General features: G+C 53.8%; 16 protein-coding genes. 5 read left to right on the forward strand and 11 right to left on the reverse strand.

Features of this window, described 5'->3' with window-relative positions:
• Positions 1 to 31: 31 nt before the first annotated feature.
• Positions 32 to 1,441 (forward strand): ABC transporter substrate-binding protein, encoded by a 1,410-nt coding sequence (locus ACSFXJ_RS24130; protein ID WP_435922838.1) that lies wholly within the window; start codon positions 32 to 34, stop codon positions 1,439 to 1,441.
• A gap of 297 nt (positions 1,442 to 1,738) precedes the next feature.
• Here ACSFXJ_RS24130 and ACSFXJ_RS24135 read toward each other — a convergent pair whose 3' ends face one another.
• Together ACSFXJ_RS24135 and ACSFXJ_RS24140 are read right to left on the reverse strand one after the other, a co-directional pair.
• Positions 1,739 to 2,515, reverse strand: coding sequence for a Crp/Fnr family transcriptional regulator (locus ACSFXJ_RS24135; protein WP_435922839.1), 777 nt, complete (start codon positions 2,513 to 2,515; stop codon positions 1,739 to 1,741).
• A gap of 23 nt (positions 2,516 to 2,538) precedes the next feature.
• On the reverse strand, positions 2,539 to 4,881 hold the full coding sequence (locus ACSFXJ_RS24140) for a nitric-oxide reductase large subunit (protein WP_435922840.1): 2,343 nt from the start codon (positions 4,879 to 4,881) through the stop codon (positions 2,539 to 2,541).
• A 150-nt stretch (positions 4,882 to 5,031) separates the two neighbouring features.
• Between ACSFXJ_RS24140 and ACSFXJ_RS24145 the strand changes: the two genes are divergently transcribed.
• Positions 5,032 to 5,769: an MBL fold metallo-hydrolase gene (locus tag ACSFXJ_RS24145; protein ID WP_435922841.1), complete on the forward strand. Its 738-nt coding sequence runs from the start codon at positions 5,032 to 5,034 to the stop codon at positions 5,767 to 5,769.
• A gap of 46 nt (positions 5,770 to 5,815) precedes the next feature.
• On the opposite strand, the gene ACSFXJ_RS24150 is transcribed toward ACSFXJ_RS24145, so the two are convergent.
• On the reverse strand, positions 5,816 to 6,793 hold the full coding sequence (locus tag ACSFXJ_RS24150; RefSeq protein WP_435922842.1) for a Gfo/Idh/MocA family protein: 978 nt from the start codon (positions 6,791 to 6,793) through the stop codon (positions 5,816 to 5,818).
• 113 nt (positions 6,794 to 6,906) lie between these two features.
• Between ACSFXJ_RS24150 and ACSFXJ_RS24155 the strand changes: the two genes are divergently transcribed.
• Together ACSFXJ_RS24155 and gdhA are read left to right on the forward strand one after the other, a co-directional pair.
• Entirely contained in the window at positions 6,907 to 7,551 is a 645-nt protein-coding gene (locus ACSFXJ_RS24155; RefSeq protein ID WP_435922843.1) for a nitroreductase family protein, read from the forward strand.
• 275 nt (positions 7,552 to 7,826) lie between these two features.
• On the forward strand, positions 7,827 to 9,206 hold the full coding sequence (gene gdhA, locus ACSFXJ_RS24160; RefSeq protein ID WP_435922844.1) for an NADP-specific glutamate dehydrogenase: 1,380 nt from the start codon (positions 7,827 to 7,829) through the stop codon (positions 9,204 to 9,206).
• 264 nt (positions 9,207 to 9,470) lie between these two features.
• On the opposite strand, the gene ACSFXJ_RS24165 is transcribed toward gdhA, so the two are convergent.
• The 3 genes from ACSFXJ_RS24165 to ACSFXJ_RS24175 all read right to left on the reverse strand — a co-directional run bounded on the left by ACSFXJ_RS24165 (position 9,471) and on the right by ACSFXJ_RS24175 (position 12,266).
• A complete protein-coding gene (locus ACSFXJ_RS24165) occupies positions 9,471 to 10,649 on the reverse strand; it encodes an NAD(P)/FAD-dependent oxidoreductase (RefSeq protein ID WP_435922845.1) in 1,179 nt (392 codons plus the stop codon).
• 37 nt (positions 10,650 to 10,686) lie between these two features.
• Entirely contained in the window at positions 10,687 to 11,130 is a 444-nt protein-coding gene (locus ACSFXJ_RS24170; RefSeq protein ID WP_435922846.1) for a DUF1641 domain-containing protein, read from the reverse strand.
• Between the two features lie 230 nt (positions 11,131 to 11,360).
• Entirely contained in the window at positions 11,361 to 12,266 is a 906-nt protein-coding gene (locus ACSFXJ_RS24175; RefSeq protein WP_435922847.1) for a LysR family transcriptional regulator, read from the reverse strand.
• Between the two features lie 376 nt (positions 12,267 to 12,642).
• Between ACSFXJ_RS24175 and ACSFXJ_RS24180 the strand changes: the two genes are divergently transcribed.
• Entirely contained in the window at positions 12,643 to 15,996 is a 3,354-nt protein-coding gene (locus tag ACSFXJ_RS24180) for a X2-like carbohydrate binding domain-containing protein (RefSeq protein WP_435922848.1), read from the forward strand.
• Positions 15,997 to 16,162: 166 nt separating this feature from the next.
• Here the strand turns inward: ACSFXJ_RS24180 and ACSFXJ_RS24185 are convergent, their stop codons facing one another.
• The 5 genes from ACSFXJ_RS24185 to ACSFXJ_RS24205 all read right to left on the reverse strand — a co-directional run bounded on the left by ACSFXJ_RS24185 (position 16,163) and on the right by ACSFXJ_RS24205 (position 23,352).
• A complete protein-coding gene (locus ACSFXJ_RS24185) occupies positions 16,163 to 17,266 on the reverse strand; it encodes a M50 family metallopeptidase (RefSeq protein WP_435922849.1) in 1,104 nt (367 codons plus the stop codon).
• Between the two features lie 123 nt (positions 17,267 to 17,389).
• On the reverse strand, positions 17,390 to 19,201 hold the full coding sequence (cydC, locus tag ACSFXJ_RS24190; RefSeq protein ID WP_435922850.1) for a thiol reductant ABC exporter subunit CydC: 1,812 nt from the start codon (positions 19,199 to 19,201) through the stop codon (positions 17,390 to 17,392).
• Positions 19,198 to 20,949, reverse strand: coding sequence for a thiol reductant ABC exporter subunit CydD (gene cydD / locus ACSFXJ_RS24195; RefSeq protein ID WP_435922851.1), 1,752 nt, complete (start codon positions 20,947 to 20,949; stop codon positions 19,198 to 19,200). The genes cydC and cydD overlap by 4 nt, the downstream gene beginning before the upstream one ends.
• Positions 20,949 to 21,962, reverse strand: a complete 1,014-nt coding sequence (cydB, locus tag ACSFXJ_RS24200) for a cytochrome d ubiquinol oxidase subunit II (protein WP_435922852.1) — start codon at positions 21,960 to 21,962, stop codon at positions 20,949 to 20,951. Before cydB ends, cydD begins: the two co-directional genes overlap by 1 nt.
• Complete coding sequence (locus tag ACSFXJ_RS24205; RefSeq protein WP_435922853.1) at positions 21,952 to 23,352, reverse strand: cytochrome ubiquinol oxidase subunit I; 1,401 nt, start codon at positions 23,350 to 23,352, stop codon at positions 21,952 to 21,954. The genes cydB and ACSFXJ_RS24205 overlap by 11 nt, the downstream gene beginning before the upstream one ends.
• Positions 23,353 to 23,415 lie beyond the last annotated feature (63 nt).

A 23,415-nucleotide genomic window follows, 5' to 3' on the forward strand; every position in this document is an offset into this window, starting at 1 on the left:
CAATATCGATCAAGGGAGAGTAGAAAACGAGATGAAACCATTCAAGCTAAAAAGTTCACTTTTGCTGATCACCATCCTGCTGATGTCCATGCTGGCCACGGCTTGCGGAGGGGGAACCAATACGAATACCGCCTCGAACGCGGAAGCGGCGAACAAGCAAGGGGCCCAGGCGGAGAATACCGGAAGCGCGCCGGCCGATACTTCCTCCGGCAAAACTAAAGTCGTTTGGTGGCACTCCATGGGCGGCGAACTTGGCAAAGCCGCGGACGAACTCGTTGCCGATTTCAATGCTTCCCAAGATGGCGTCGAGGTTGAAGCGATCTATCAAGGGACTTATGACGAAAGCCTCAACAAGATGAAAGCTTCGATGGATTCCAAAACCGGCCCATCCCTGATCCAGGTGTACGAAATCGGCTCCCGGTTCATGATCGATTCCGGCGCGATCACGCCGGTGCAAGACTTTATCGATGCGGAAGGGTATGACGTCAGTCAACTGGAGGAAAATATCGCGAGTTACTACACGTTTGACGGAAAGCAGTATTCGATGCCGTTCAACACGTCCAACCCGATCCTTTACTATAACAAGGACCTGTTTAAAGCGGCAGGTCTTGACCCTGAAAAAGCCCCGGCTACCTATGAAGAAGTAAAACAGGCCGCCGAAAAGCTGGCTAAAAACGGAGCTCCCGCTTCGTTCGCCATCTATGGCTGGTTCATGGAGCAGTTTTTTGCCAACCAAGGCGCGGAATACGTCAACAATGGCAACGGACGCACCGCTCCCGCCGACGCCTCGATCGTTAACGGCGAAGCCGGCGTGAAGACGCTGGACTGGTGGAAGGAAATGATCGACAGCAAGGCGGCCATCAACCTCGGCCGGAAAACCGATGACACGAAAAAGGCGTTCGCCGCAGGACAAATCAGCATGACGCTCGATTCCACGGCAAGCCTGCGCGGGATCGTGGACGGCGTTGCCGGCAAATTCGAAGTCGGCACCGCGTTTCTGCCTAAGCCGGACGGCGCTTCGGACGGCGGGGTGGTCGTCGGCGGCGCGAGCTTGTGGATTTTGAACAACAAGCCGGAAGCCGAGCAAAAAGCGGCATGGGAGTTCATCAAGTATTTGGCGAAACCGGAAACCCAAGCAAAATGGCATATTGCCACCGGTTACTTCCCGATTACGAAAAAAGCGTACGACGAACAAATCGTCAAGGATAACCTGGCGAAATACCCGCAGTTCCAAACCGCCGTTGACCAGCTTCATGCGAGCAAGCCAAGCCAAGCGACCCAAGGCGCGGTAATGGGCGTGTTCCCGGAAGCGCGGCAAATCGTCGAAGGAGCGATCGAGGAAGCGCTCGGCGGCTCGAAATCGACGCAGCAGGCGCTCGATGACGCGGCCAAAGCGATCACCGAGAAGATCGAGATTTATAATAAGACGGTGCAAAAATAGCAGAGTATACCGGTTACGATGACGTGGCCCATTCGGGGCTCCTTCCGCTTCGCTGAAGTTCGCTAACGGAAGTCACTGACGTTATTCCGGTGAAAACGGCGTTTCAAACAAATTAACGGAACTGGGAGCCGTTATTTCTCTCCCAGAGCGGAATTTCCCCTTGAAATACGCCCCATAAGAGCGCCTGGTTCCGTTAGATTTGAAAATAACGCTGGAACGGGCGAATAAGGGCTGTGTGTTCCGTAAGGTAGCTTCGCACCAACAAGGCAGCCTCCCAACACGGAAGGCTGCCTTGTTCTATCTCCCCTGTCCTGCAGCGGAAGCCAACTCCCTCTCCCTCTCGCGCTCCCCCGCTTCCCTGCAATGCGGACAGTTCTCTTTGACGCACACTTTTGTTTTCAACGCCTGCAAGTTTTTCACGACAAAGCCTTTGCGGTTGAAAACGATCATCTCTTCCTTCCGGAGACTGGTCAGCAGCCGGCTGACCGATTCCCTGGTAAAGCCGATGGTGCTCGCCATTTCCTGATGTGTCATCGGGACCGGAATCCAGACCTCGCCCTCCCGCTCCACTCCGAAATGCTCCGCCAGCTGAATGAGATAAGAAATTCCGCGGTCTTCGACGCTCCGTTGGGAAAAATGAAGCAGCTTATCCTGCAGTTCACGGATTTTCCCGCTCATCAAACCCATTAAACGATAGGCGAAGTCCGGCGCCGACAGCAATATTTGTTCCAGGTCTTTGACGGGCACGGCAAGCAGTTCGGTTTCAACGACCGTAACGGCGGTGGCGGGATGCGTACCGGCATCAAACCGCCCGGTGAGCGGGAACATATCCCCTGCTTTCAAAAAAGAGTAGATTTGCTCGTTTCCCTTTTCGTCGGTCCGGATTGTTTTGACGAGCCCTTGCAGAATGAAGTATACGGCTTCGACCTCCTCCCCTTCGCGGATCACCGGCGATCGTTTCGGCAGCATGCGAGGAATGGAGACTTTGCACAACCTCTCGGCGACGGAATCGTCCAAATCACGAAACAGCGGTACGGAGCGGCGCAGCATCGGAACGGTTACTTTCTCCATCATATCGAGCTCTCCTTTCGGCGGCCTTATTCAAACGGCTTTTCATCCTCGACATTCGGCTTGCGCAAATGGAACATGGAGCGAACGACGGCGTAAACGAGCGGCAAAATCCCGAGCACGATGAACACGGTATCCGGAATCATCCGCAGCCACAGCAGCGTATGCGCCGCATCCCCCTGATAGAAGGAGTAATCTCGTGCCGACCAAAAGCCGAAGTCGAACGCATGCTTCAGCTGCATAAACCCGACGGGCAGCAGCGTGACGACGATCATGCCGGTCAAGCCGATATTAAGCCCCCAGCAGGACAAGCGCAGCAGTTTGTCGTTCCATTTGTCCGGCTCAACGATATTCCGCAAACTGTAAAGCAGCACCGCAATCGCAAACATGCCGTAAACGCCCATCATAGATCCGTGCGCATGGGCCGTCGTCAAGGTGGAGCCATGCTCGAAATAGCTGACCGCCGGGAGATTGATCAGGAAGCCGAGGACGCCCGCCCCGACCAAATTCCAAATCGCCGTCGAAATCAAGAACCGGAACGAGGAGGCATATGGGAAAGCGTGCCCGCCTTCTCTCATCATTTTATATTGATCGTAAGCTTCCAAAATCAGCAAGGTGAGCGGGATAACTTCAAGCGCCGAGAACACGGCCCCGAAGGCAATCCAGATTTCCGCCGATCCGTTGTAATAATAATGATGCCCGATCCCGATCACCCCGCTGCCAAGCAGCAGGATCAGCTGGAATAACAATGAACGCACGGTGGACTCTTTCGTGACGAGCTTCATCCGCACCATCAGGAACCCGATAACGACGACGGCAAATACCTCGAAAATGCCCTCCACCCACAGGTGAATGATCCACCATCTCCAGTAATCCGAATAGGTGAATGAAGTCGACGGATTAAAGAAGAATGCGAAAATATAGAAGAACGGTACCGCAATTGCCGAGTAAAAGAGCAGATGCGTCAGACCGCCCCGGTCCGTTTCCTTTCGCAGGGCCGAGCGAATCGCCCGGAACACGATATACAGCCAGATGACCATGCCCGCCACAAGGAGTACCTGCCAGAACCGGCCAAGCTCAAGGTATTCCCAGCCCTGATGGCCGAGCCAGAACCAGAGGTTGCCGAGGTATCCTTTAACCCCGAGCCATTCTCCGACCGTGCTTCCTACAGTAAGCACCACCAGCGCCCAGAACAGGATATCGACAAGCAGCCCCTGGCGCTTCGGTTCCTTGCCGCCGACCAGCGGCGCCACATAAATCCCCATCCCGAGCCAGGCTGTCGCCACCCAAAGGATGACCAGCTGCAAGTGGTACGACTTGGCGATATTGAACGGAATCAGTTCAAGCACCCAATCCATGCCGAAGAAGCTGTCAGGCTCGACGTAGTAGTGGGCCAGCAACCCGCCTAGGGCGGATTGGATCAGGAATAACAGGACGACGATCAGGAAGTACTTCCCGGTTTTAACCTGACTCTTCGTCACCGGCATTCGGCTGAGGTCCAGCACCGGAAATTTCCCGGGCTCATAAGCTTCTTGCATATGCAATCTATAGCGGTTGTAGAAATACAGAATCAATCCCAGAAAAAGAATCAACAGCGTGACGCTCACCCCGCTCCAAAGCATGGCGGAATAAGACATCGTATTGCCCGCATCCTCGAAATAAGGCCAGTTGTTCGTGTACGTAATCGTATCGCCGGGGCGCTCCGTGGCGGACAGCCAGGCCGTCCAGAAGAAAAAGTCCGCGATTTGCCGGCGCATATCCCCCGGAGCGACGTAAGCCCGGTCATTTTCCGGCATCGAGTCGTTGTCGATCAGATTCGGTCCGATTCCGTGACCGTCGCCTTCCGTGAACACTTTATCGTAGAAATCCCGCACCCGGTTCAGGCCTTCTGCCTGGCCATCCGTAAGCACAAGGGTTTTCGTCCCCTTTTCATACCTGTTCTGTTTCATTTCCTCTTTGACTTGCTCAAAAATGACTGTTTGCTGTTCTTTCGCCAGTTCAGCGTAAGGTTTCCCGTAATCCCGCATGGCGTTCACGTCATGCATGGCGTCGGTCACGATTTTCAACGACTGGGCGGTATAATCGGGCCCTAAATAGGAACCATGCCCGAGTACGGTCGCATAGTCCATCAATCCGTATTTTTGAAAGACCGCCTGCCCGCCGCTGATCTGCTCCTTTGTCGTGAGCACGTTCCCCCGGCTATCGACGACCTGAAGCGGATTCGGGGCCTGGGTCTTGAAAATCCAGAAGCCTCCGGCGATCAGGACGGTGAAACTAATCAGAAGAGTGAAGATCAGTACACCCTTCAAAAATGAGTTTTGAGCCTTATTCCCTTTCATAACGGAATCTCTCCCTTCCTTTCGGTATCGCATACCCCAAGGATAAAATTCCGGGAAGCCGGGTTTTGTGATTTCAATTACAAATTTAAAGAAACTTTTGTTGCTCTTCTTGCGTGCGAAAAAATAAATCCGTCATACTATTCCTAGGACAAGGACAACAAGCGAATGGAGGCATGAACGACAATGAACAGTTATTCCGTGTTGGACATGGAGTTTGATAAGAATGGCCGGAAGCAGGTGATCCATCCTGTTCTTCTGCATGACGCCCGGGAGCTCATTTTGGTTGACTGCGGTTATCCCCGCTCTGTTCCTCAAATCGAGAAAGCAGTCGAAAAGCAGGGATTCCGTCTTGAGGCCATCACGAAAATCATCGTGACCCACCATGATGTGGACCATATCGGAGCGCTTGCGGAATTGAAAAAAAGGCTGCCCCGCGTCGAGATTATCGCGTACGAACTGGACAAGCCTTATATCGAGGGCTCGAAGAAGCTGCTCCGGCTACAACAAGCCGAAGCCGATTTTGAAGCATTACCTGAAGAAGCCAAGCCGGAACGGAAACAATTTATCGATAATCTGCGCATGATCGAACCGGTTTCCGTCGATCGGACCGTAGCGGACAACGAAAGGCTGCCTTGGTGCGGGGGCATTCAAATTGTGCATACTCCCGGCCATTTGCCAAGCCATATGTCTTTATATCTGGCTTCAAGCAAAACCTTGATCGCGGGAGACGCCGTCGTTCTCCTGGATGGAAGGCTTGACTTGGCCGATCCCCGCTTCACGATGGATCGGGAGCAGGCGGTTCGTTCCGTACAGCGGCTGACGGATTATGACATTGACGAAATCGTTTGCTTTCATGGGGGAGTCTGGAAAGGGGACGTAGTGCGGGAACTTCGGAACCTTGTCGGCAGATATACGGCTTGAAAAAAACAGGAAGCGGGAGATGAATCTATCCCGCTTCCTGTCGTTCTTAATGCTTTATGACGACCGCTTTCCCGCTCGCAGCGGATTCCAGTGCCGCGCATGTCACACGCTGGGTCTTCACGGCATCGGCGTAGTCGGACAAAATACCCGACGTATCGCCGGTGCGCAGCGCGTGGATAAAGGCTTCGCTTTCTTTTTCATAAGGATTGTCACTGATCATATAGGTGCATTTCTCCCCGGTCCCCGCGATTTCCAAACGGTCCGGATTCCAATCAAGAATGCCTTCGTCCGTGTACAGCCGGAGACCGACCTCCCCTACGCCGCCCGGCAAAACGCAGGTATTGGAAATATTCGCGATGGCCCCGCTGCTTAATTTCATGGTGACGGTACCTACGTCCGCCACGCTTACATTTTCATAACGGTTATGTACGACACGGTTGGCATAAGTCGCATACACCTCCTCTACTTCACCGGCCGTATATCGGAGCAGATCCACGATATGCGTTGTCTGTTCGATAAACTGACCGCCCGACCCCTCCTGCCTTCTCCACCAATCTACTTGCGGCATATCGCCCATCCACGCGCCAAGCGCCATTCCGACCGTCCGGCCTTCCAGATTGCCCTTCAGTTTCTGAATCGTATCTTTATAGCGGAAATGATACCCGACCGAATGTATCAATGGCTTTCTGTTCAGCATGTCCAAAATGCGCTTCGGAGTTTCCAGTTCCGCGCCGAGCGGTTTTTCGACCAAGAACGGAGTCCCTCTGTTGATGAGTTCCTCCTCAATGTCGCCATGAGCATGAGGCGGGATGCAAATATAGACCCCGTCGAGTTCGCACTCGTCAAGCATTTCGGTGACGTCAGCAAAGCCTTTAGCCTCCGGATAACGCGTTGCCAACGAGTCCGCTTTGGCTTGGCTCGTACCGCAGACCGCCGCAATCCGGACCCCGTCCATCGCGGTTAAAATATCGCCATGAACTTTGCTGAACCAGCCTGTACCCACGATTCCAATGTTCAGATCCATAATGATGCCTCCTGTAAAAAATTTGCATTCTTTTGCTTAACTGTACTTGAAAAATTTACAGTTCGAGAATATACTGTGACTACAAGAAAATCCCCAAGGGAGGATGTAAAAAAATGAGTGTGAAAGAAACCGTAAACTTGAATGATTTCTCTACCGTGCTTCGAGAAAGACACTCCGTTCGCGCCTACGACCCGAGCGTCAAAATTTCCCGGGAAGAACTCACTGAGATGCTCAAGCTGGCGACTACCGCTCCTTCCTCGTCCAACTTGCAGCCTTGGCGCTTTTTGATCATCGACGATCAAAAGCTGAAAGAAGAACTGTACCCGATCGCCAATAACCAGCAGCAAGTCATCGACGCCGCTGCCGTGATTGCGGTTCTGGGCGATCTGAGATCTTACGAGCAGGCGGAAGCGATCTATTCCAAAGCCGTCGAAAACGGTTTTATGGACGAGACGACCAAAACGGCTTTCGTTTCGCGGCTGGTTCAAATGTATGGCGGCATCGGTCCGGAAAAGCTGCACCAGATCAACCTGCTGGATGCGGGCCTCGTATCCATGCAGCTGATGCTTGTCGCCAAAGCCAAAGGTTACGATACGGTTCCGATGGGCGGTTTCAACGCCGAGAAATTCGCGGAGGCCTATGCCCTGCCGGAAACGCTAAAACCGATATTGCTTATCGCGGTCGGCAAAGCCGCCAAGGAGGCGCACGGCACGGCACGTCTTCCCTTGGAGCAGATCACTCATTGGAATCAAGTATAATCGAAGTTTCGTCTAACGCATAATAAAGATCGGCCCTCCGGGCCGGTCTTTTATTTTTACCCCTTTTTGCACTTATTGATTAATTATTTGTACATTGAATTCCCTATTTTTGCACTTAATGATTATTTTTTTGCACACTTCATCTATTTAAGTCATGAAGTTCATCTAAATAAAGTTTTGTTTATCTCTTTCGTAGATATTACAATCAATGTAAGAAACATATCGTGAAATTTGGAACAAAATCCTATGTGGACAACAGGAAAGGTGGAGAAATCATGGCGATCACTACACAAACCACTCCGGAGCTGCAAGCGGCTCAAGCTTATGTTAACGAGGTTTATGAAACCGTCAAGAAACGCAACCCGGGAGAAAGCGAGTTTCATCAAGCCGTAAAAGAAATCCTGGATTCCCTCGTACCGGTATTTGCCAAAAACTCGAAATACAAAGAGCATGGCATTCTGGAAAGAATCGTGGAGCCGGAAAGACTGATTACATTCCGCGTACCTTGGGTGGACGATCAAGGCAAAGTTCAAGTGAACCGCGGCTTCCGCGTACAATTCAACAGCGCCATCGGTCCTTACAAAGGCGGCCTTCGTTTCCATCCGTCCGTCAATGCCAGCATCATCAAATTCCTCGGCTTCGAGCAAATTTTCAAAAACTCCCTGACCGGCCAGCCGATCGGCGGCGGCAAAGGCGGTTCCGACTTCGATCCGAAGGGAAAATCCGATAACGAAATCATGAAATTCACGCAAAGCTTCATGACCGAGCTGTCCAAATATATCGGTCCGGATACTGACGTACCTGCCGGCGATATCGGTGTGGGCGCAAGAGAAATCGGCTACATGTTCGGCCAATACAAACGCCTTCGCGGCGGCAATGAAGCAGGCGTCCTGACCGGCAAAGGCCTGACTTACGGCGGCAGCTTGACGCGTACTGAAGCTACCGGCTATGGCCTCGTGTACTTTACCGACGAAATGCTGAAGAGCAAAGGCGAAAGCTTTGCGGGCAAAACGGTCGTTATTTCCGGATCCGGTAACGTATCGATCTACGCGATCGAGAAAGCTCAACAGCTTGGCGCAAAAGTCGTAGCGTGCAGCGATTCCAACGGATATGTTTACGACAAGAACGGAATCGACCTCGCTACAGTGAAACGCCTGAAAGAAGTGGAAAGAAAACGGATCAAGGAGTATGTCAACGAACACCCTTCCGCGGAATACCATGAAGGCTGCGACAAGATTTGGACGATTCCTTGCGATATCGCACTGCCTTGCGCAACGCAAAACGAAATCAACGAAGAATCCGCTAAAACGCTCGTTGCCAACGGCGTAAAATTCGTAGCCGAAGGCGCCAACATGCCTTCCACTTTGGAAGCTATCGAAGTGTACCTGAATAACGACGTATACTTTGGACCGGCCAAAGCCGCCAATGCAGGCGGGGTTGCGGTTTCCGCTCTGGAAATGGCGCAAAACAGCGCAAGACTGGCCTGGACGTTCGAAGAAGTCGACGCCAAACTGAAGGACATCATGAAAAACATCTACAACAACAGCGTTAAAGCCGCTGAAGATTACGGTTATGCCGGCAACCTGGTCGTCGGCTCCAACATCGCCGGCTTCCTGAAAGTGGCCGACACCATGGTCGCTCACGGCGTAGTGTAAATTTGAAATACAATAAGAGTGCAAACCGATTCCGGTTTGCACTTTTTTTTTGCGATATGGCTGGCTCAGCTTATTCCGTCCGGAAAGCGAACATAGTAGACACCGTATTGCATCAGATTTTTACCTAATGGCCGGTATCCCTTTTGCAGAAGCGAAGCGATTCTTTCGGAAGCTTCCCGGAATGATAATTCATGAATTGGAAAGCGCAAAAGCCACCTGTTGCCCGAAAAAGGGGCAAAAGATGGCTTTCTTTATAGCTAGGGATTAATATGCCAGCGCGTCGAGCGCTTTAATATGCGACAAGTAGCGGATGTTGCTCGCTTCCTTCATCAAGGTTGCAGGCAAGCCTTTCAGCTGGGTATTGCTTGCGCCGATGGTGGCTACCGCATCCTTGCGGCCAAGGCTCGCCAGCGTACCGGAGTTCACCGGGGTGAACGATTCCAGATGACCGCCTGTCAGATATGCATACAGGTTGTAACCGGTCAACTCGCCCATTTGCCATGCGATCTGTGCGGTTGGAGGATATGGACGGCCGTCCTCTCCAAAATAAACGGCACTGTCGCCGACAACGAATACATCATTGTGCGATGTGGACTGCAGGAACTCGTTGACGGTTGCGCGTCCGCGGTTCACTTCCAGGCCCGATTCGCCGACGAGAGGGTTACCCTGAACGCCGCCGGTCCATACGAATGTATTCGCGACGATTTTTTGTCCGTCTTTCAAATCGATCGTATTGCCTTCTACGTTCGTAACAGGCAACCCGGTCAGGAATTTGACGCCGCGTTTTTCCAGGCTTGCCGTCGCGCGTTCGATCAATACGTCCGGCAAAACCGGCAGGATCTTCGGTCCGGCTTCGACGAGCATCAACTGGATTTCGGATTGGCTCACGCCGTGTTTTTTGCTCAATTCAGGAAGCTTATCCGCGATTTCGCCGACAAGCTCAACCCCGGTCAAACCGCCGCCGCCGATCAGGATCGTAGCGTCGGCAGGATTTTTCGATTTGGCGTATTCCGCGATCCGATCTTCGATATGACGATGGATGTGGTTCGCATCATTCGCCGATTTCAGCACCATGCTGTACTGCTCAAGCCCCGGGATCCCGAAGTAAGCCGTAACGCTTCCGAGTCCGACAACCAGCGCGTCGTAGGACAGAACCGTACCGTCGGACAACTTCACTTGCTTGTCGTTGACCGAAAACTTCTCTACCTTGGTGATGCGAAGATCGATATCTTTTCCTTTGAAAAGCTTCTCCAGCGGCAATGCTACCGCACGTTCGGCAATGCTGCCCGCCGCGAGACGGTGCAGTTCCGTAATGATCTGATGGGTCGGGAATTGGTTAACCACGGTTACCCGTGCTTCTTCCTTGGTCATATACTTACGAATATTTAAAGCGCTCAGTACGCCGCCGTAACCGGCACCTAGAATAACAATATGCTTAGACATGTAGTTCTCCGTCCTCCGTTCTTACAAAATAAGTTCCTTATTTGTTTTTGGCTTCTTTTTCGCCGGCAACTTGAAGATAGGCATTCACGAAACGGAACAGTTTCTGCGCTTGCGGATCTTTCAGCATTTTAAGCAACCCGAAAAGGCCGATAACCTCGTTGCTTGCTTCGGCACGATCTTTGGCCTCGATGACAGTCGCAGCCAGGTTTTTCGCTTTTTCCGTAACCGGTCCGGCAATTTCCGCAATCGCTCCGACCGTGTCGCTCTTCAATGTTTCATCCGTCGCTACGGTTTTGGCGAAATCGTAAGATTTCGTCAGCACGTCAACCAGCTCGGTCAATTTGGGCAGCTGCTGCACCAGAACCGTCAGGGATTCCTGTACTTCCGGCTTGAGCAGTTGATCGACGATGTCGCGTCCCGCATTTTCGCCGGCCGTAACAGCTGTTTCTTGTACTTGTGTTTCAGTAGTCGATTCTGACATTCCAATTCTCCTTTACAATAAGCCTTCGATGGACTAAAAGTTGGGGTTCAAAGGGTCCCAAGCCCCCACTAACCTACCGAGTTAGTGAAAATTTGAACAATTAAATTGTGAACAACCCGATATTGATTGTATCATACTTTTAATAAAAATAGTCACTAAGTATTAAACTTAATGACTTTATCATGTGAATTTGCTCATAGTTTGTCCTATTAGGCTGACAATATAACTCATTATTTGTCGGGAAACCCCAAATCAGGTGCCAATTTTTGCAAAAACTCGTAAAACAGCTTTTCCGTTGGCGGAAGTTCCCGATTGGCGGGGATGATCACGCCCACGTCCCTCGTTACGCGAGGTTCCGTGATCGGCAGGATGACAATGGATGAGGCGATATGTTCGCTGAGCGCGATCTCCGGCAACACCGTCAAGCCGAGTCCGGCGGAAACAAGCCCCTTAATCGCATCCAGATCATCCCCTTCAAAAGTCACTTTGGGCTGGAACCCGATATTGGCGCACGCCTTGACCACGATATCCCTGAGCACAAAGCCTTCGGGAAACAACACGAATAGATCATCCTTCAATTCGCCCAGCTTGACCGAGGTTTGTCCTGCCAGCGGATGGCTTGCCGGGAGCAAAGCGACGAACTTTTCCTGAAACAAAACGTCCCCTTTGATTTGCGGTTCGTTTTGCGGTACGGGTCCCATGATCGCCAAATTCATGTCCCCCTTGGCCACCCAGTCGACCAGTTCTTTATAGGAACCATGCTGCAGTTGAAAATGAACCAGCGGATAGCGCTCCCGAAACGCGGAAACGACTTGCGGGATCATATGTGCGGCCATACTGCTCGGAAACCCGATTCTGACCGTCCCCCGCTCAGGATCCAAGTACTCGCTGATTTCCTGCTGCGCATTTTCTATGACTTTCATTAAATGTTCCATATGCCCCAAAAACAAACGTCCAATCGGCGTGAGTTTTACCTTGCGGCCTTCGTGGATGAACAGATCCACCCCCAACTCCGATTCCAATTTGAAAATTTGCCGGCTGACCGCCGACTGCGAAACATGCAGCGCGTATGACGCTTCAGTAACGTGCTCCAGCTTTGCGACCTCGATGAAGTATTGAATCTGCCTCAGTTCCACGTTCACACCTCCGATGCCCCCATTATATAAGGTTAACCGCTTTAACGGAAGTGTTGGCTATTGACGAAGCCCATCGTTTGAGATAGTCTAGAGACAAGCATTTCTGGAACATAATTACATTTCATCCTCTAATATCTTCTTTCTCTCAATGAATTCCTCTACGATCTATGATGATACCCATCCTGCCGAATGGAAAAAACTCAAAAATTAAAGATATGACCCGTTTTTATGAATGCGTTTTCATAATATAGCTTTTAAGGAGGTGATGGCGGTAACGAGCATAGACGTTCCAAATCGATGTGCCTAATTTATTTTTGCCGAAAACCCGCACTACCGAGTCTTGACCCATTACTCTATCGTAGGGAGGTTTTTTTGCATGGCAAGAAAAAAGATTCTCAAAGGACTTCATCTCCTGCTTCTTACCGTACTTGTTACTGGAACCGCGTTTACAGGGTTACCCGGCCAGGCCGGAGCCGCCCCGAGCGAAAACTATGAATGGAAAAAAGCCGTCACCGGCGGCGGGGGCGGATTCGTTCCCGGGATTATTTTCAACGAGTCGGAACCCAATCTGATTTATGCGCGGACGGACATCGGCGGCGCCTATCGCTGGAATCCCGCCAACAACAGCTGGGTTCAATTGCTGGATTGGGTCGGCTTCGAGGAATGGAGCAAAACCGGCGTCGACGCGCTGGCTACCGATCCGGTCGACCCGGACAGGCTCTACCTGGCCGTCGGCACATATACGAACAGTTGGGATCCCAACAACGGATTTATTTTGAGATCCACCGACCGGGGCGAAACGTGGGCGGAATCCCCGCTGCCGTTCAAAGTGGGCGGCAATATGCCGGGCCGGTCCATGGGCGAGCGTCTGGCAATCGACCCGAACAAGAACAGCATTCTGTATTTCGGGGCTCGCAGCGGCAACGGCCTGTGGCGGAGCACCGATTATGGGGCGACCTGGAGCAAAGTGACAAGCTTTCCGAATGCGGGAACCTATGTGGAAAATCCCGACTACGAATATCAGAGCGATATCGTAGGTTTGGCCTGGATCACCTTTGATCCCTCCACCGGTTCGGCCGGACAAGCTACTCAAACCATTTACGTCGGTGTCGCCGACAAAAATGAAAGCGTATACCGGAGCACGGACGGAGGTGCCACCTGGTCCGCCGTACCGGGACAACCGACCGGATATTTGCCGCATCACGGCGTTCTTGATTCGAACGGGAATCTCTACATTTCTTACAGCGACGGAGCCGGTCCTTACGACGGAACCAAGGGAGATGTGTGGAGATATAACACCAACACGGGCGCCTGGACCAATATCAGCCCCGTGCCATCCGGCAGTAGCGATAACTATTACGGATATGGCGGACTTGCGGTGGACGCCCAAAATCCGGGAACGATCATGGTCGCCACGCTAAACTCCTGGTGGCCGGACGCGATCATTTTCCGCAGCACCGACAGTGGAGCGACCTGGAGCCGGATCTGGGATTGGAACGGTTACCCGGACCGGACGCTGCGGTACAACCTGGACATTTCCAAGGCCCCTTGGCTGGACTTTGAAAACCAGCCTTCGCCTCCGGAAGTTTCCCCCAAGCTGGGCTGGATGATCGGCGACCTGGAAATCGACCCGTTCAATTCGGACCGGATGATGTACGGGACCGGGGCGACGATTTACGGCACCAACAATTTGACCGATTGGGACCAAGGCGGGGAAATCGACCTTTCCGTCATGGCGACCGGAATCGAGGAAACGGCGGTCATCGATTTGATCAGCCCTCCTTCGGGCGCTCATCTCATTAGCGGTCTCGGCGACGTTACCGGATTCGTGCATGACGATTTGACGCAGGCTCCGGCAAAAATGATGACCAATCCGAACAGCACCACGGATATGGACTATGCCGAACTGGACCCTAGCTTCATCGTCCGGGTGGGGACCGTGGACAAATCGGTGAACCCGAACGCCAAAGCGATCGGATTTTCCCGGGACGGCGGAGGCAACTGGTATTTCGGGAACGGAGAGCCTTCCGGTACGCAGGGCGGGGGCAAGGTAGCCCTGTCCGCCAGCGGAGATGCCATCGTCTGGAGCACCCCGGACGTCGGCGTATTCTATTCCAAAAACGGCGGCAACTCCTGGACCGCAAGCAGCGGCGTTCCCGCCGGGGCCAAAATCGCTTCGGACCGGGTAAATGCAAGTAAGTTCTATGCCTGGTCGGCCGGGAAGTTTTATGTGAGCACGAACGGCGGGATTTCTTTCACGCAAACGGCTGCTACAGGGCTCCCTGCCGAAGGGGATCTCGACTTTAAGGCGGTTCCTGGGCGGGAAGGCGACATCTGGCTTGCGGGCGGCAACAAGACAAGCGGGGTGTACGGTCTCTGGCATTCGACGGATTCCGGGGCCACCTTCACGCGTCTTGCCAATGTTCAGGAAGCCAACGTGATCGGCTTCGGCAAAGCCGCTCCGGGACGCGATTACATGGCGCTTTACACGAGCGCGAAAATCGACGGCGTGAGGGGTATCTTCCGCTCGGACGATGCCGGAGCAAGCTGGATCCGCATCAATGACGACCAGCATCAATACGCTTCCACCAACTCCGCCATTACGGGAGATCCAAGAATTTTCGGCCGCGTCTACATCGGCACGAACGGCCTTGGCATCGTATACGGCGATACGCTGGCGGAGCCGGTGCCGAGCAGCTCCATTTCGCCGACGACGGCGGCGTTTGACAAGAAGGCCGGCAGCCAGGCCGATATTCCGGTGGCGTTGACCCTGAACGGCAACACGTTGCTGGCCGTTTCGAACGGCGGAGTGCCGTTGACGCAAGGCACGGATTATACGGTCAACGGGTCCGGAACGCAGGTTACGATCCTGAGCAGCTATCTTGCTGCGCAGCCGAACGGCCCGCTGCAGTTGACTTTCCAATTCAGCGCGGGGGCGAATGCGGTGTTGACCGTTACGGTTAACGACAGTACCGGGGTTGCCGAATCGGAAATTTCGCCGACGACGGCGGTGTTTGACAAGAAGGCGGGCAGCCAGGCCGACATTCCGGTGGCGCTGACGCTGAACGGCAACACGTTGTCGGCCGTTTCGAACAGCGGAGTGCCGTTGACCGAAGGAACCGATTATACGGTGTCCGGGTCCGGGGATGCAGTCACGGTTTTGAGCAGTTACCTCGCGGCACAGCCGGTCGGCCAACTGGATCTGACCTTCCAGTTCAGCTCGGGGCCTTCGAAGGTCCTTCATCTGACGATCAAGGATACGACCTCGGCACCGGCAGGGGATCTCAAGGTCCAAATGTTTAACGGGACGCTGCAATCCGCGTCCAATACGATCAGCCCGCGCATCAAGCTGACCAACACCGGAACGGAAGCGATCTCCCTCAGCGACGTGAAACTGCGTTATTACTACACGATCGACGGGGACAAAGCGCAAAGCTTCTTCTGCGACTGGACGCAGGTCGGAAGCGCGAATGTGACCGGCACCTTCGTCAAGCTGCCCGCGGCCGTGAACGGAGCGGACTATTACGCAGAAATCGGCTTCAAACCGGAAGCCGGCAGCCTCGCGGCAGGGCAAAGCATCGACATCCAGATCCGGATTTCCAAGACGGACTGGACCAACTACTCGCAAAGCGACGATTATTCGTTCGATTCCGTCTCCACGTCTTATACGGACGCTCCGAAGCTGACCGGGTACGTGGGCGGCTCGCTGGTATGGGGGGTTGAACCATAATAGCTGTGTAATGGATGATATCCGCAACGCCTGACTCTGTTTAGGTGCCCGGCCTCATCGGCCGGGCACTTTTTAATGGCTATTGGTAGTTAATTGATCGCCAGTTTCCGATATCCGAGGAGTAGGCCTTATGTAGAAATCCTTTTATCGGAGCTCCGGTGCGGCTTTACATTGTCTTCTCAATTTTTGAAAGGATGTTCTTCTCGGTGAAGTAAGTTCCGTAGGGTTTATACCAACGTTCCATGAGTGCTTGCGCTTGCTGCAGGTGTTGCCTGGCTTCGGTAAAATTTCTTTTGGCGGACAAATAAGCTGCCCATGCTTTGTGGTAACTATACGGCTCTTGTTTGCTCATATTTTTCACGATTCGTTCTAGCATACTATGTTTTTCTTCCGCATCCGGAGAGTAAAGAAAGAGGTGTGATATATAAAAACCGTCTATAAAAATACGGCTGTTCGGGAGACTTTTTGTCGGTTTTTCCGATAAAGCAACGGGCTCAATGATTTGCAAGGCAAGATTCGGTTTTCCAGTATCGAACAAGTAATAATAAAGCAGCATACGAATTTCGGTCTCATGCGCCAGTTCCTCAGCCGTTGTAGAATTCATTAAGTAGATGCTGCTGATCGCCTCTTCGACCACGATTTCGTTCCACTCCGCGGGACGTTTCGCGGACAGATACTCTTTTTGAAGAAGTACAGTGGCCATAAGTATAACCGCTTTATGCCCCTCTTTTGTCAGTATCGAGAAATTGTAGCCATCGGATTGAAGGCCCCCTGGTATCGAGAATGGGATTAAGGTTGTTACCCCTAGTGCCAAACTGATCAAAGCAACCATTTCAAAAAACAAGTTCGGTTCAAAGAAGATCATAAAAATGAATAGCCCTAGACTTAGAACAAGGCTTGCAACAGGTCCGGCTAAAAAAGTTAAAGCATACTTTTTGGTTAACTCAGACACTCGGCATTCAGGGGGAGAGAACCGAACGACCCCGCCAAAAAACATCCAGGATTCATTAGCTCGTAATCGAACCAAACCCTTTTGGAATGTTAATTTAAGCGGGCCCACTCTCATTTCCTCCGGATTCAATCCTTTTAGCCAGCCAATCGCAAGATGGCCTAATTCATGAAACAGAACGACAATCATAACTGCGGAAAAACCGCCCCAAACCACAATAATCGAATGCTTGGCGGCAGGTAATAAAATGAGGATAATCATGGATATCAAACCAAGCAGCAATACGAATGGAAGAGGCGCATTCCATTTTCGCGCATTCATTCTGAAATAACCCCCTATCAACTCACTTCCAATTTATTACACTAAAAGAGTAGCAAATTCCGCAAAAAAAAGCGATCAGGTCCAAAAGAGAAACTTCTTGGCCTTATCGCTTTTCGGTTTGTTTTATTCCTCCGGCCGATCCAACCGGTAGAGGTTTCGGTAACGCGGCTCCCTTTCCATCAGCTCGGCATGGGTGCCGCGCATCAGAATGCGGCCGTGCTCCATGAAGACGATCTCATCCATCTCTTCCGCAAAGGCGAGATGGTGAGTCACCCAGACGAGCGTCTTGCCCTCGGTCGACCGGAAAATGGTCGACAACAGCTCACGCTCGGTCCGCGGGTCGAGCCCGACCGTGGGCTCGTCAAGCACCAGCACCGGCGTATTCTGCAGCAGCACACGCGCCAGGGCGACGCGCTGCCGCTCCCCGCCGGAGAAGCGCTGTCCGGTCTCCCGCATCGGCGTATCCAGCCCTAGCGGGAGACCGGACAGCAGCCCGCCGAGCTGCGCCCGCTCCGCGGCGGCGGCAATGTCCTCCATCTCCGCGTCCGGACGCCCGAGCCGGATATTGTTCGCCACCGTCGTGTCGAACAAATGCGGGCTCTGGTTCAGCACGGAGATGATCCGCGGGATGCCCGCATCGCCGTCAAACGCGGCGGCCGGCACCCCGTTGATCGTAACCGCGCCCTCCGTCGGCGCGATGGCCCCCTGGATCAACTTCAGCAGCGTCGACTTTCCCGCTCCGCTGCGGCCGATCAGCATCACGCGCTTCCCTTGCGGGATGTCCAGCGTCACGCCGTCGACGGAAGGCGCTTCGCCGGCGCCGTAGGCGAACCGCACCTGCGTAAGCCGCAGGTGAGCGCTCCGTGCGGCCGCGTCGACCGTCTCCGCCGGCACGGTCACCTGCGCCGTGCCGCTGGCCCCGCCGCCCTCCGCGCCGCCGCCCGCGATCCGATCCAGCCGGCTGAGCGATTCGCGGTACTCGGGAAGCCGCTGGACGGCTTCGGATACCGGCAAAAACGCATCGGCCAGCGGGAATACAACCAGCACGAACGCGGCAATCAGCGTCGGGTCAATCTGTCCGGAAGCCGCTTGCCCTCCGGACCACCAGATCATCGAAACCACCGCAATCCCTACCACCAGTTGACCGATCAGCATCCGCCAGCGAGCCCAGGTTCTCAGCTTCCGTTCCTTGCGCGTGACGGTCTCTAAGTCGCGTCCGTAATCGCGCAGGAAGTCTCCCGACCGGCCGCTGATCATCCATTCGCCGATGCCCATGACGGCGTCGGTCAGCTTTTGGTACAAACCGTTCCGCTCCCGCTTGATCTCGGCGTCCGTCTTCCGCGTCAGCATCAGCGAGATATAAGGAAGCACCGCAACCAGAACAAAAATGTATGCAGCGACAAGAAGCGCAAAAACCACATCAAAAGCGCCCAGCGCGATTACCGCCCCCGCATACAGCACTAACGCGATCAAACTCGGAAATACGGTGCGGATATAAACGTTCTGCAGCTGCTCGATATCGTCGGCAAGTGCGCCGAGGATGTCTCCGGTCCGAAAACGGGAACGGATGAACAACGCCTGCGGCTCCAATATCCGATAGAGACGGACGCGCATTTTGGACAGGATCCGCAGTACCGCGTCATGGCCGACCAACCGTTCCACGTAATGGATGACGGCCCGGCCGATCCCGAACGCGCGGACGCCGACGATCGGCACATACACCAGCAGCACGTTGTAAGGCATCGTCGCCGATTTGGAGATCAGAAATCCCGAGGTGAACATAAGCATCGACGCGGTTAACAGCGTTAAAATGCCAAGGATCAGATAAAGCGCGAACCGGCCGCTGTACATCCGAAAATAAGGGGCGATCCATTCCGACCGCAGCAGGCTTTCGCCTTGCCGCTCCTGCCCTTGCTCCCGCACCTGTCCGTTCATTCGATCTCCTCCTTCAGCGAAGCCGCCAGTTGATAATAAGCCCCCCGGCGCGCCATAAGCTCCTCATGCGTGCCGGTCTCGGCCACCTGCCCCCGCTCCATCACCACGATGCGGTCCATATTCCGCATCCAATGAAGCCGGTGGGTGGCCAAAATGACGAGCTTGCCTTCAAACAACGGCAGCATCGTTTCTTTCAATTCATACTCGGTCTCGATATCGAGATGGGCCGTCGGCTCGTCGAGCAGAATGACCGGCCGTTCGCTGACCAGCGCCCGGGCCAGCGCCACGCGCTGCTCCTGCCCTCCGCTGAGCGGCCGCCCCCCGCCGCCGATCTGCTCGTCCAGTCCGCCCGGCAGCCCGGCGATCAGCGCGCCCAACCCGGCCGCCTCGGCGGCCCGCTTCACTTCGTCCAACGAGGCATCCGGCTTGTGAAACCGGATATTGTCCGCCAGCGTTCCGCTGAAAATGTAAGGCTTTTGAGGGATGTACGTAATCTGTCTGCGCCAGTCCTCCGCGGACAAATCGCCCAGTTCGGGGCCCCCGTTCAGCGTAATGGCACCCGAGGTCGGCCGCAAAAATCCGCCAAGCACATCGATCAGCGTCGATTTGCCGGCACCGCTCTCCCCGATAATGCCTATTTTCATCATTCCTTGGATGGATAAGTCCACTTCTGTCAGCGAAGGGCTTGCTTCCATATCCCCTTCCGCCTCATGCGTCACGCCGATACCCCGCAGCACCATCGAACTGCCCGGCGTCCAGGACATATCCGCTCCGGACGGTACCGGCGCGGCCTTGCCGGCCTCTTCCTCCGCCGCACCGATCACAGCCTCCATCGCCTCGGCGGCTTCCTTGCCGTCCAGCGTCGCGTGATAATCGGCGCCGACCATGCGGACCGGCAGAAAATACTCCGGTGCCAGAATCAGCACCGTCAACGCGGGCAGCAGCTCAATCCGTCCTTGCACCAGAGGCAAACCAAGGCTGACCGCGACCGAGGCCACAGACAGCATCGTGAAGAAATCGAGCGCAAACGAGGACAGAAACGCCACGCGAAGCGTTCGCATCGTTGCTCCCCTGTACGAGTCGCTGACCCGTTCGATCGAATCGATGTGTTTTTTGCTGCGCCCCAGAAACTTCAGCGTCTCCAAGCCCCGCAGCGAGTCGACGAAATGGTTGGACAGCGTCCGGTAGGTCTGCCACTGCCGTTCCGTCTGCCTTTTCGCGGCGAGCCCCACCAGAATCATGAAGATGATCAGGATGGGCATCGTCACAACGAGAATCACGGCGGACGTCCGGTTCAGCGTAAATACGTACACGAGCACCAGCACCGGCGTAATTCCCGTCGCCAGCATGCGCGGCAGAAACAGCTCCAGATAGTTCCGGAATTTCGTCACGCCCTCCAAAACGAGCGTAACGAGGTTTCCCGTTCCTTCCTTGCCGGCAAACCTCGGTCCTAGCTCAAACAGCTTGGACAACACCTGCTCCCGCAGGGACTCCGACGTCCGCTCCGCAAAGCGATACGCCGTTCTCTGCATCAGCAATCCGCATGCCTGGCGCGCCATAAAAGCAATCAGGAACAAGCCGATTCTGCCGGCCTGTTCCTGAAGCTTGGCGCCGGCAAACAGGGCGGAGACGACCTCCGCCAACCATTTTGCCTGCAAGATGATAGCAATGGTTTGTATGAGGGTCAGGCCAGCCATGACCGCCATTACCGGCTTGATCCCCTTGTACTTCATTAGTCCGCGACCCATCAGTACTCCAGATGCTCCTTTTCATGAACCCTTTTATGGAAAACAAAATAGCTCCAAATCTGGTATCCCAACACGAACGGAAGCAGCGTCAAGGCCACGATCGTCATTACCTTCAACGAATACTGCCCGGAAGCCGCGTTATCGATCGTCAGCGAGAACGCTTCGCTGATCGAGCTGATCATGACCCGCGGGAAGAGGCCGACAAACACCGAGGATACCGCCAGGATGATCGTAGCCCCGGTCATTCCGAACGCCCAGCCATCTCTCTTCTTCGACATGAACCAGCCTGCCAGCAGGAAGCAGATCAGGCCGACCACGGCGATCATTCCGATGAGCAGACCGCGCACTTCAAACACGTCCGTCTGGAAGTAAGTCATGACGCCGAAAATAACCAGCAAAGCGGCAAGCGGAATCATCAGCTTGTGGGCCAGCTTGCGGGCCCGGTCACGCAAAGAGCCGGTCGTCCGCAAGGAAGCGAACATCAGACCATGCACGAGACACAGCACGACGACGGTAATTCCGCCCACCAATGTATATATATTAACCATATCGAACAGGCCCGCCTTCATTTCCATGTCGCCGTCGATCGGCAAGCCTTTCAGCAAACCGGAAAACACGACCCCAAGCAGGAACGGAGGCAGCAAGCTGCCGATGAAAATCGCAAGATCCCAAGTGGTCTTCCATTTCCCGCTGTCTACCTTGCCACGGAATTCAAACGCTACCCCGCGGGCGATCAACGCGAATAAAAGAACGACAAGCGGCGTATAGTATCCGCTGAACAGCGTGGCATACCAGTTCGGAAAAGCCGCGAACATCGCGCCCCCCGCCGTCAGCAGCCAAACTTCGTTCGCATCCCAGAACGGGCCGATCGAATTGATCAGAACGCGGCGTTCCATATCATTTTTGGCGAGAAAACGGGTACTCATACCAATCCCGAAGTCAAAGCCTTCCAGGAAAAAGAACCCGATGAACAGTACGGCTACCAGCACGAACCAAAGTTCATTAAGAGACATGGTATCCCTCCTTCGCAAACGGATCGGCCGAGTGATCGTCAGAAGCACTCTCGTAATAAGGCCCTTTCTTGATGGTCTTCACGAACAAGAAGATCATTACGGCCGCCAAGGCGGTGAAAATCGCCAGATAAGCAATCAGCGAGAACAGCAGCTGTCCCGAGGTGACGCTCGGCGATACGCTGTCCTTCGTCTGCATCAGACCGAATACGGTCCAAGGCTGACGCCCGAATTCCGTCATGACCCAACCCGCCGTATTGGCGATAAACGGAAGCGAAATACCCCAAAGCATAAAACGATAAAACCATTTATTCGGCCGATCGAGCTTTTTGCGCCATGCCAGATAAGCGCCGTACATGCCGAGCACGATCATTAAGCAGCCGGCCGCGATCATGATCCGGAAACTCCAGAACGTGGTGCGAACCGGAGGAATGTAGTTGCCTGGTCCATAAGTCTGCTCATACTCCGCCTGCAGTTCATGCATCCCTTTCACTTCGCCGGAGAACTTGCTGTAGGATAGGAAGCTGAGCAAATAAGGAATTTTAATCTCGAAATTGTTTTGTTGATTTTCCGAATCGATATGAGCATAGACCGTCCACGGCGCAGGATCGCCGCTCTTGCCCCAGAGCCCTTCGGAAGCGGCCATTTTCATCGGCTGCGTTTCAACCAGGTATTGTGCCTGCTGATGACCGAACAACGCTGTCGAAAAAGAAGCGATCAAACCGACGATCACGGCGATCGTAAACGATTTTTTGAAAAATTGGACATCCTGCTTGCGCAGAAGCTTGTACGCGCTGATCCCGGTAATCATGAATGCGCCTGTCGCAAAAGCACCGAGCACCGTGTGCGGGAATTCGACCCACAGCTGGCCGTTTCCGATCAGAGCAAAGAAATCGTTCATTTCCGCGCGTCCGTTGTTGATCGTAAAGCCGACCGGTCTTTGCATGAACGAGTTGGCCGTCAAAATCCAAAAAGCCGACATCGTCGTTCCAAGCGCTACCAGCCAGATGCAGAGCAGGTGAACCTTTTTGGACAACCGCTCCCAGCCAAAAATCCATAGACCGATAAAGGTTGACTCCATAAAGAAAGCAAACAGAGCTTCCACCGCCAAAGGCGCGCCAAACACGTCACCCACAAAGCGGGAATAGTCCGACCAGTTCATCCCGAACTGGAATTCCTGAATGATCCCTGTCACTACCCCGACCGCAAAGTTAATGAGGAACAGCTTCCCCCAAAACTTCGCCATTCTTTTGTATTCTTCTTTCCCCTTGACGACATACATGGTTTCCATGATCGCGATCAGGAGCACCAGGCCGATCGAGAGAGGCACGAAGAAGAAGTGAAAAATCGTCGTCGCCGCAAACTGTAATCTTGCCAGCACTAACGGATCCATAGCTTTCTTCCCTCTTTCCGCAATAATAATTCTTAACTAATGTGAATTCTATCACGGAATTAT

Origin of the sequence: Paenibacillus salivarius (genome assembly GCF_051307165.1) — a bacterium.
Taxonomy (GTDB): Bacteria; Bacillota; Bacilli; order Paenibacillales; family Paenibacillaceae; genus Fontibacillus.

Coding starts and splice junctions, on each gene's coding strand:
- ACSFXJ_RS24130 (WP_435922838.1), top strand. CDS start 32: ATGAAACCATTCAAGCTAAAAAGTTCACTTTTGCTGATCACCATCCTG.
- ACSFXJ_RS24135 (WP_435922839.1), bottom strand. CDS start 2,515: ATGATGGAGAAAGTAACCGTTCCGATGCTGCGCCGCTCCGTACCGCTG.
- ACSFXJ_RS24140 (WP_435922840.1), bottom strand. CDS start 4,881: ATGCGATACCGAAAGGAAGGGAGAGATTCCGTTATGAAAGGGAATAAG.
- ACSFXJ_RS24145 (WP_435922841.1), top strand. CDS start 5,032: ATGAACAGTTATTCCGTGTTGGACATGGAGTTTGATAAGAATGGCCGG.
- ACSFXJ_RS24150 (WP_435922842.1), bottom strand. CDS start 6,793: ATGGATCTGAACATTGGAATCGTGGGTACAGGCTGGTTCAGCAAAGTT.
- ACSFXJ_RS24155 (WP_435922843.1), top strand. CDS start 6,907: ATGAGTGTGAAAGAAACCGTAAACTTGAATGATTTCTCTACCGTGCTT.
- gdhA (WP_435922844.1), top strand. CDS start 7,827: ATGGCGATCACTACACAAACCACTCCGGAGCTGCAAGCGGCTCAAGCT.
- ACSFXJ_RS24165 (WP_435922845.1), bottom strand. CDS start 10,649: ATGTCTAAGCATATTGTTATTCTAGGTGCCGGTTACGGCGGCGTACTG.
- ACSFXJ_RS24170 (WP_435922846.1), bottom strand. CDS start 11,130: ATGTCAGAATCGACTACTGAAACACAAGTACAAGAAACAGCTGTTACG.
- ACSFXJ_RS24180 (WP_435922848.1), top strand. CDS start 12,643: ATGGCAAGAAAAAAGATTCTCAAAGGACTTCATCTCCTGCTTCTTACC.
- ACSFXJ_RS24185 (WP_435922849.1), bottom strand. CDS start 17,266: ATGAATGCGCGAAAATGGAATGCGCCTCTTCCATTCGTATTGCTGCTT.
- cydC (WP_435922850.1), bottom strand. CDS start 19,201: ATGAACGGACAGGTGCGGGAGCAAGGGCAGGAGCGGCAAGGCGAAAGC.
- cydD (WP_435922851.1), bottom strand. CDS start 20,949: ATGGGTCGCGGACTAATGAAGTACAAGGGGATCAAGCCGGTAATGGCG.
- cydB (WP_435922852.1), bottom strand. CDS start 21,962: ATGTCTCTTAATGAACTTTGGTTCGTGCTGGTAGCCGTACTGTTCATC.
- ACSFXJ_RS24205 (WP_435922853.1), bottom strand. CDS start 23,352: ATGGATCCGTTAGTGCTGGCAAGATTACAGTTTGCGGCGACGACGATT.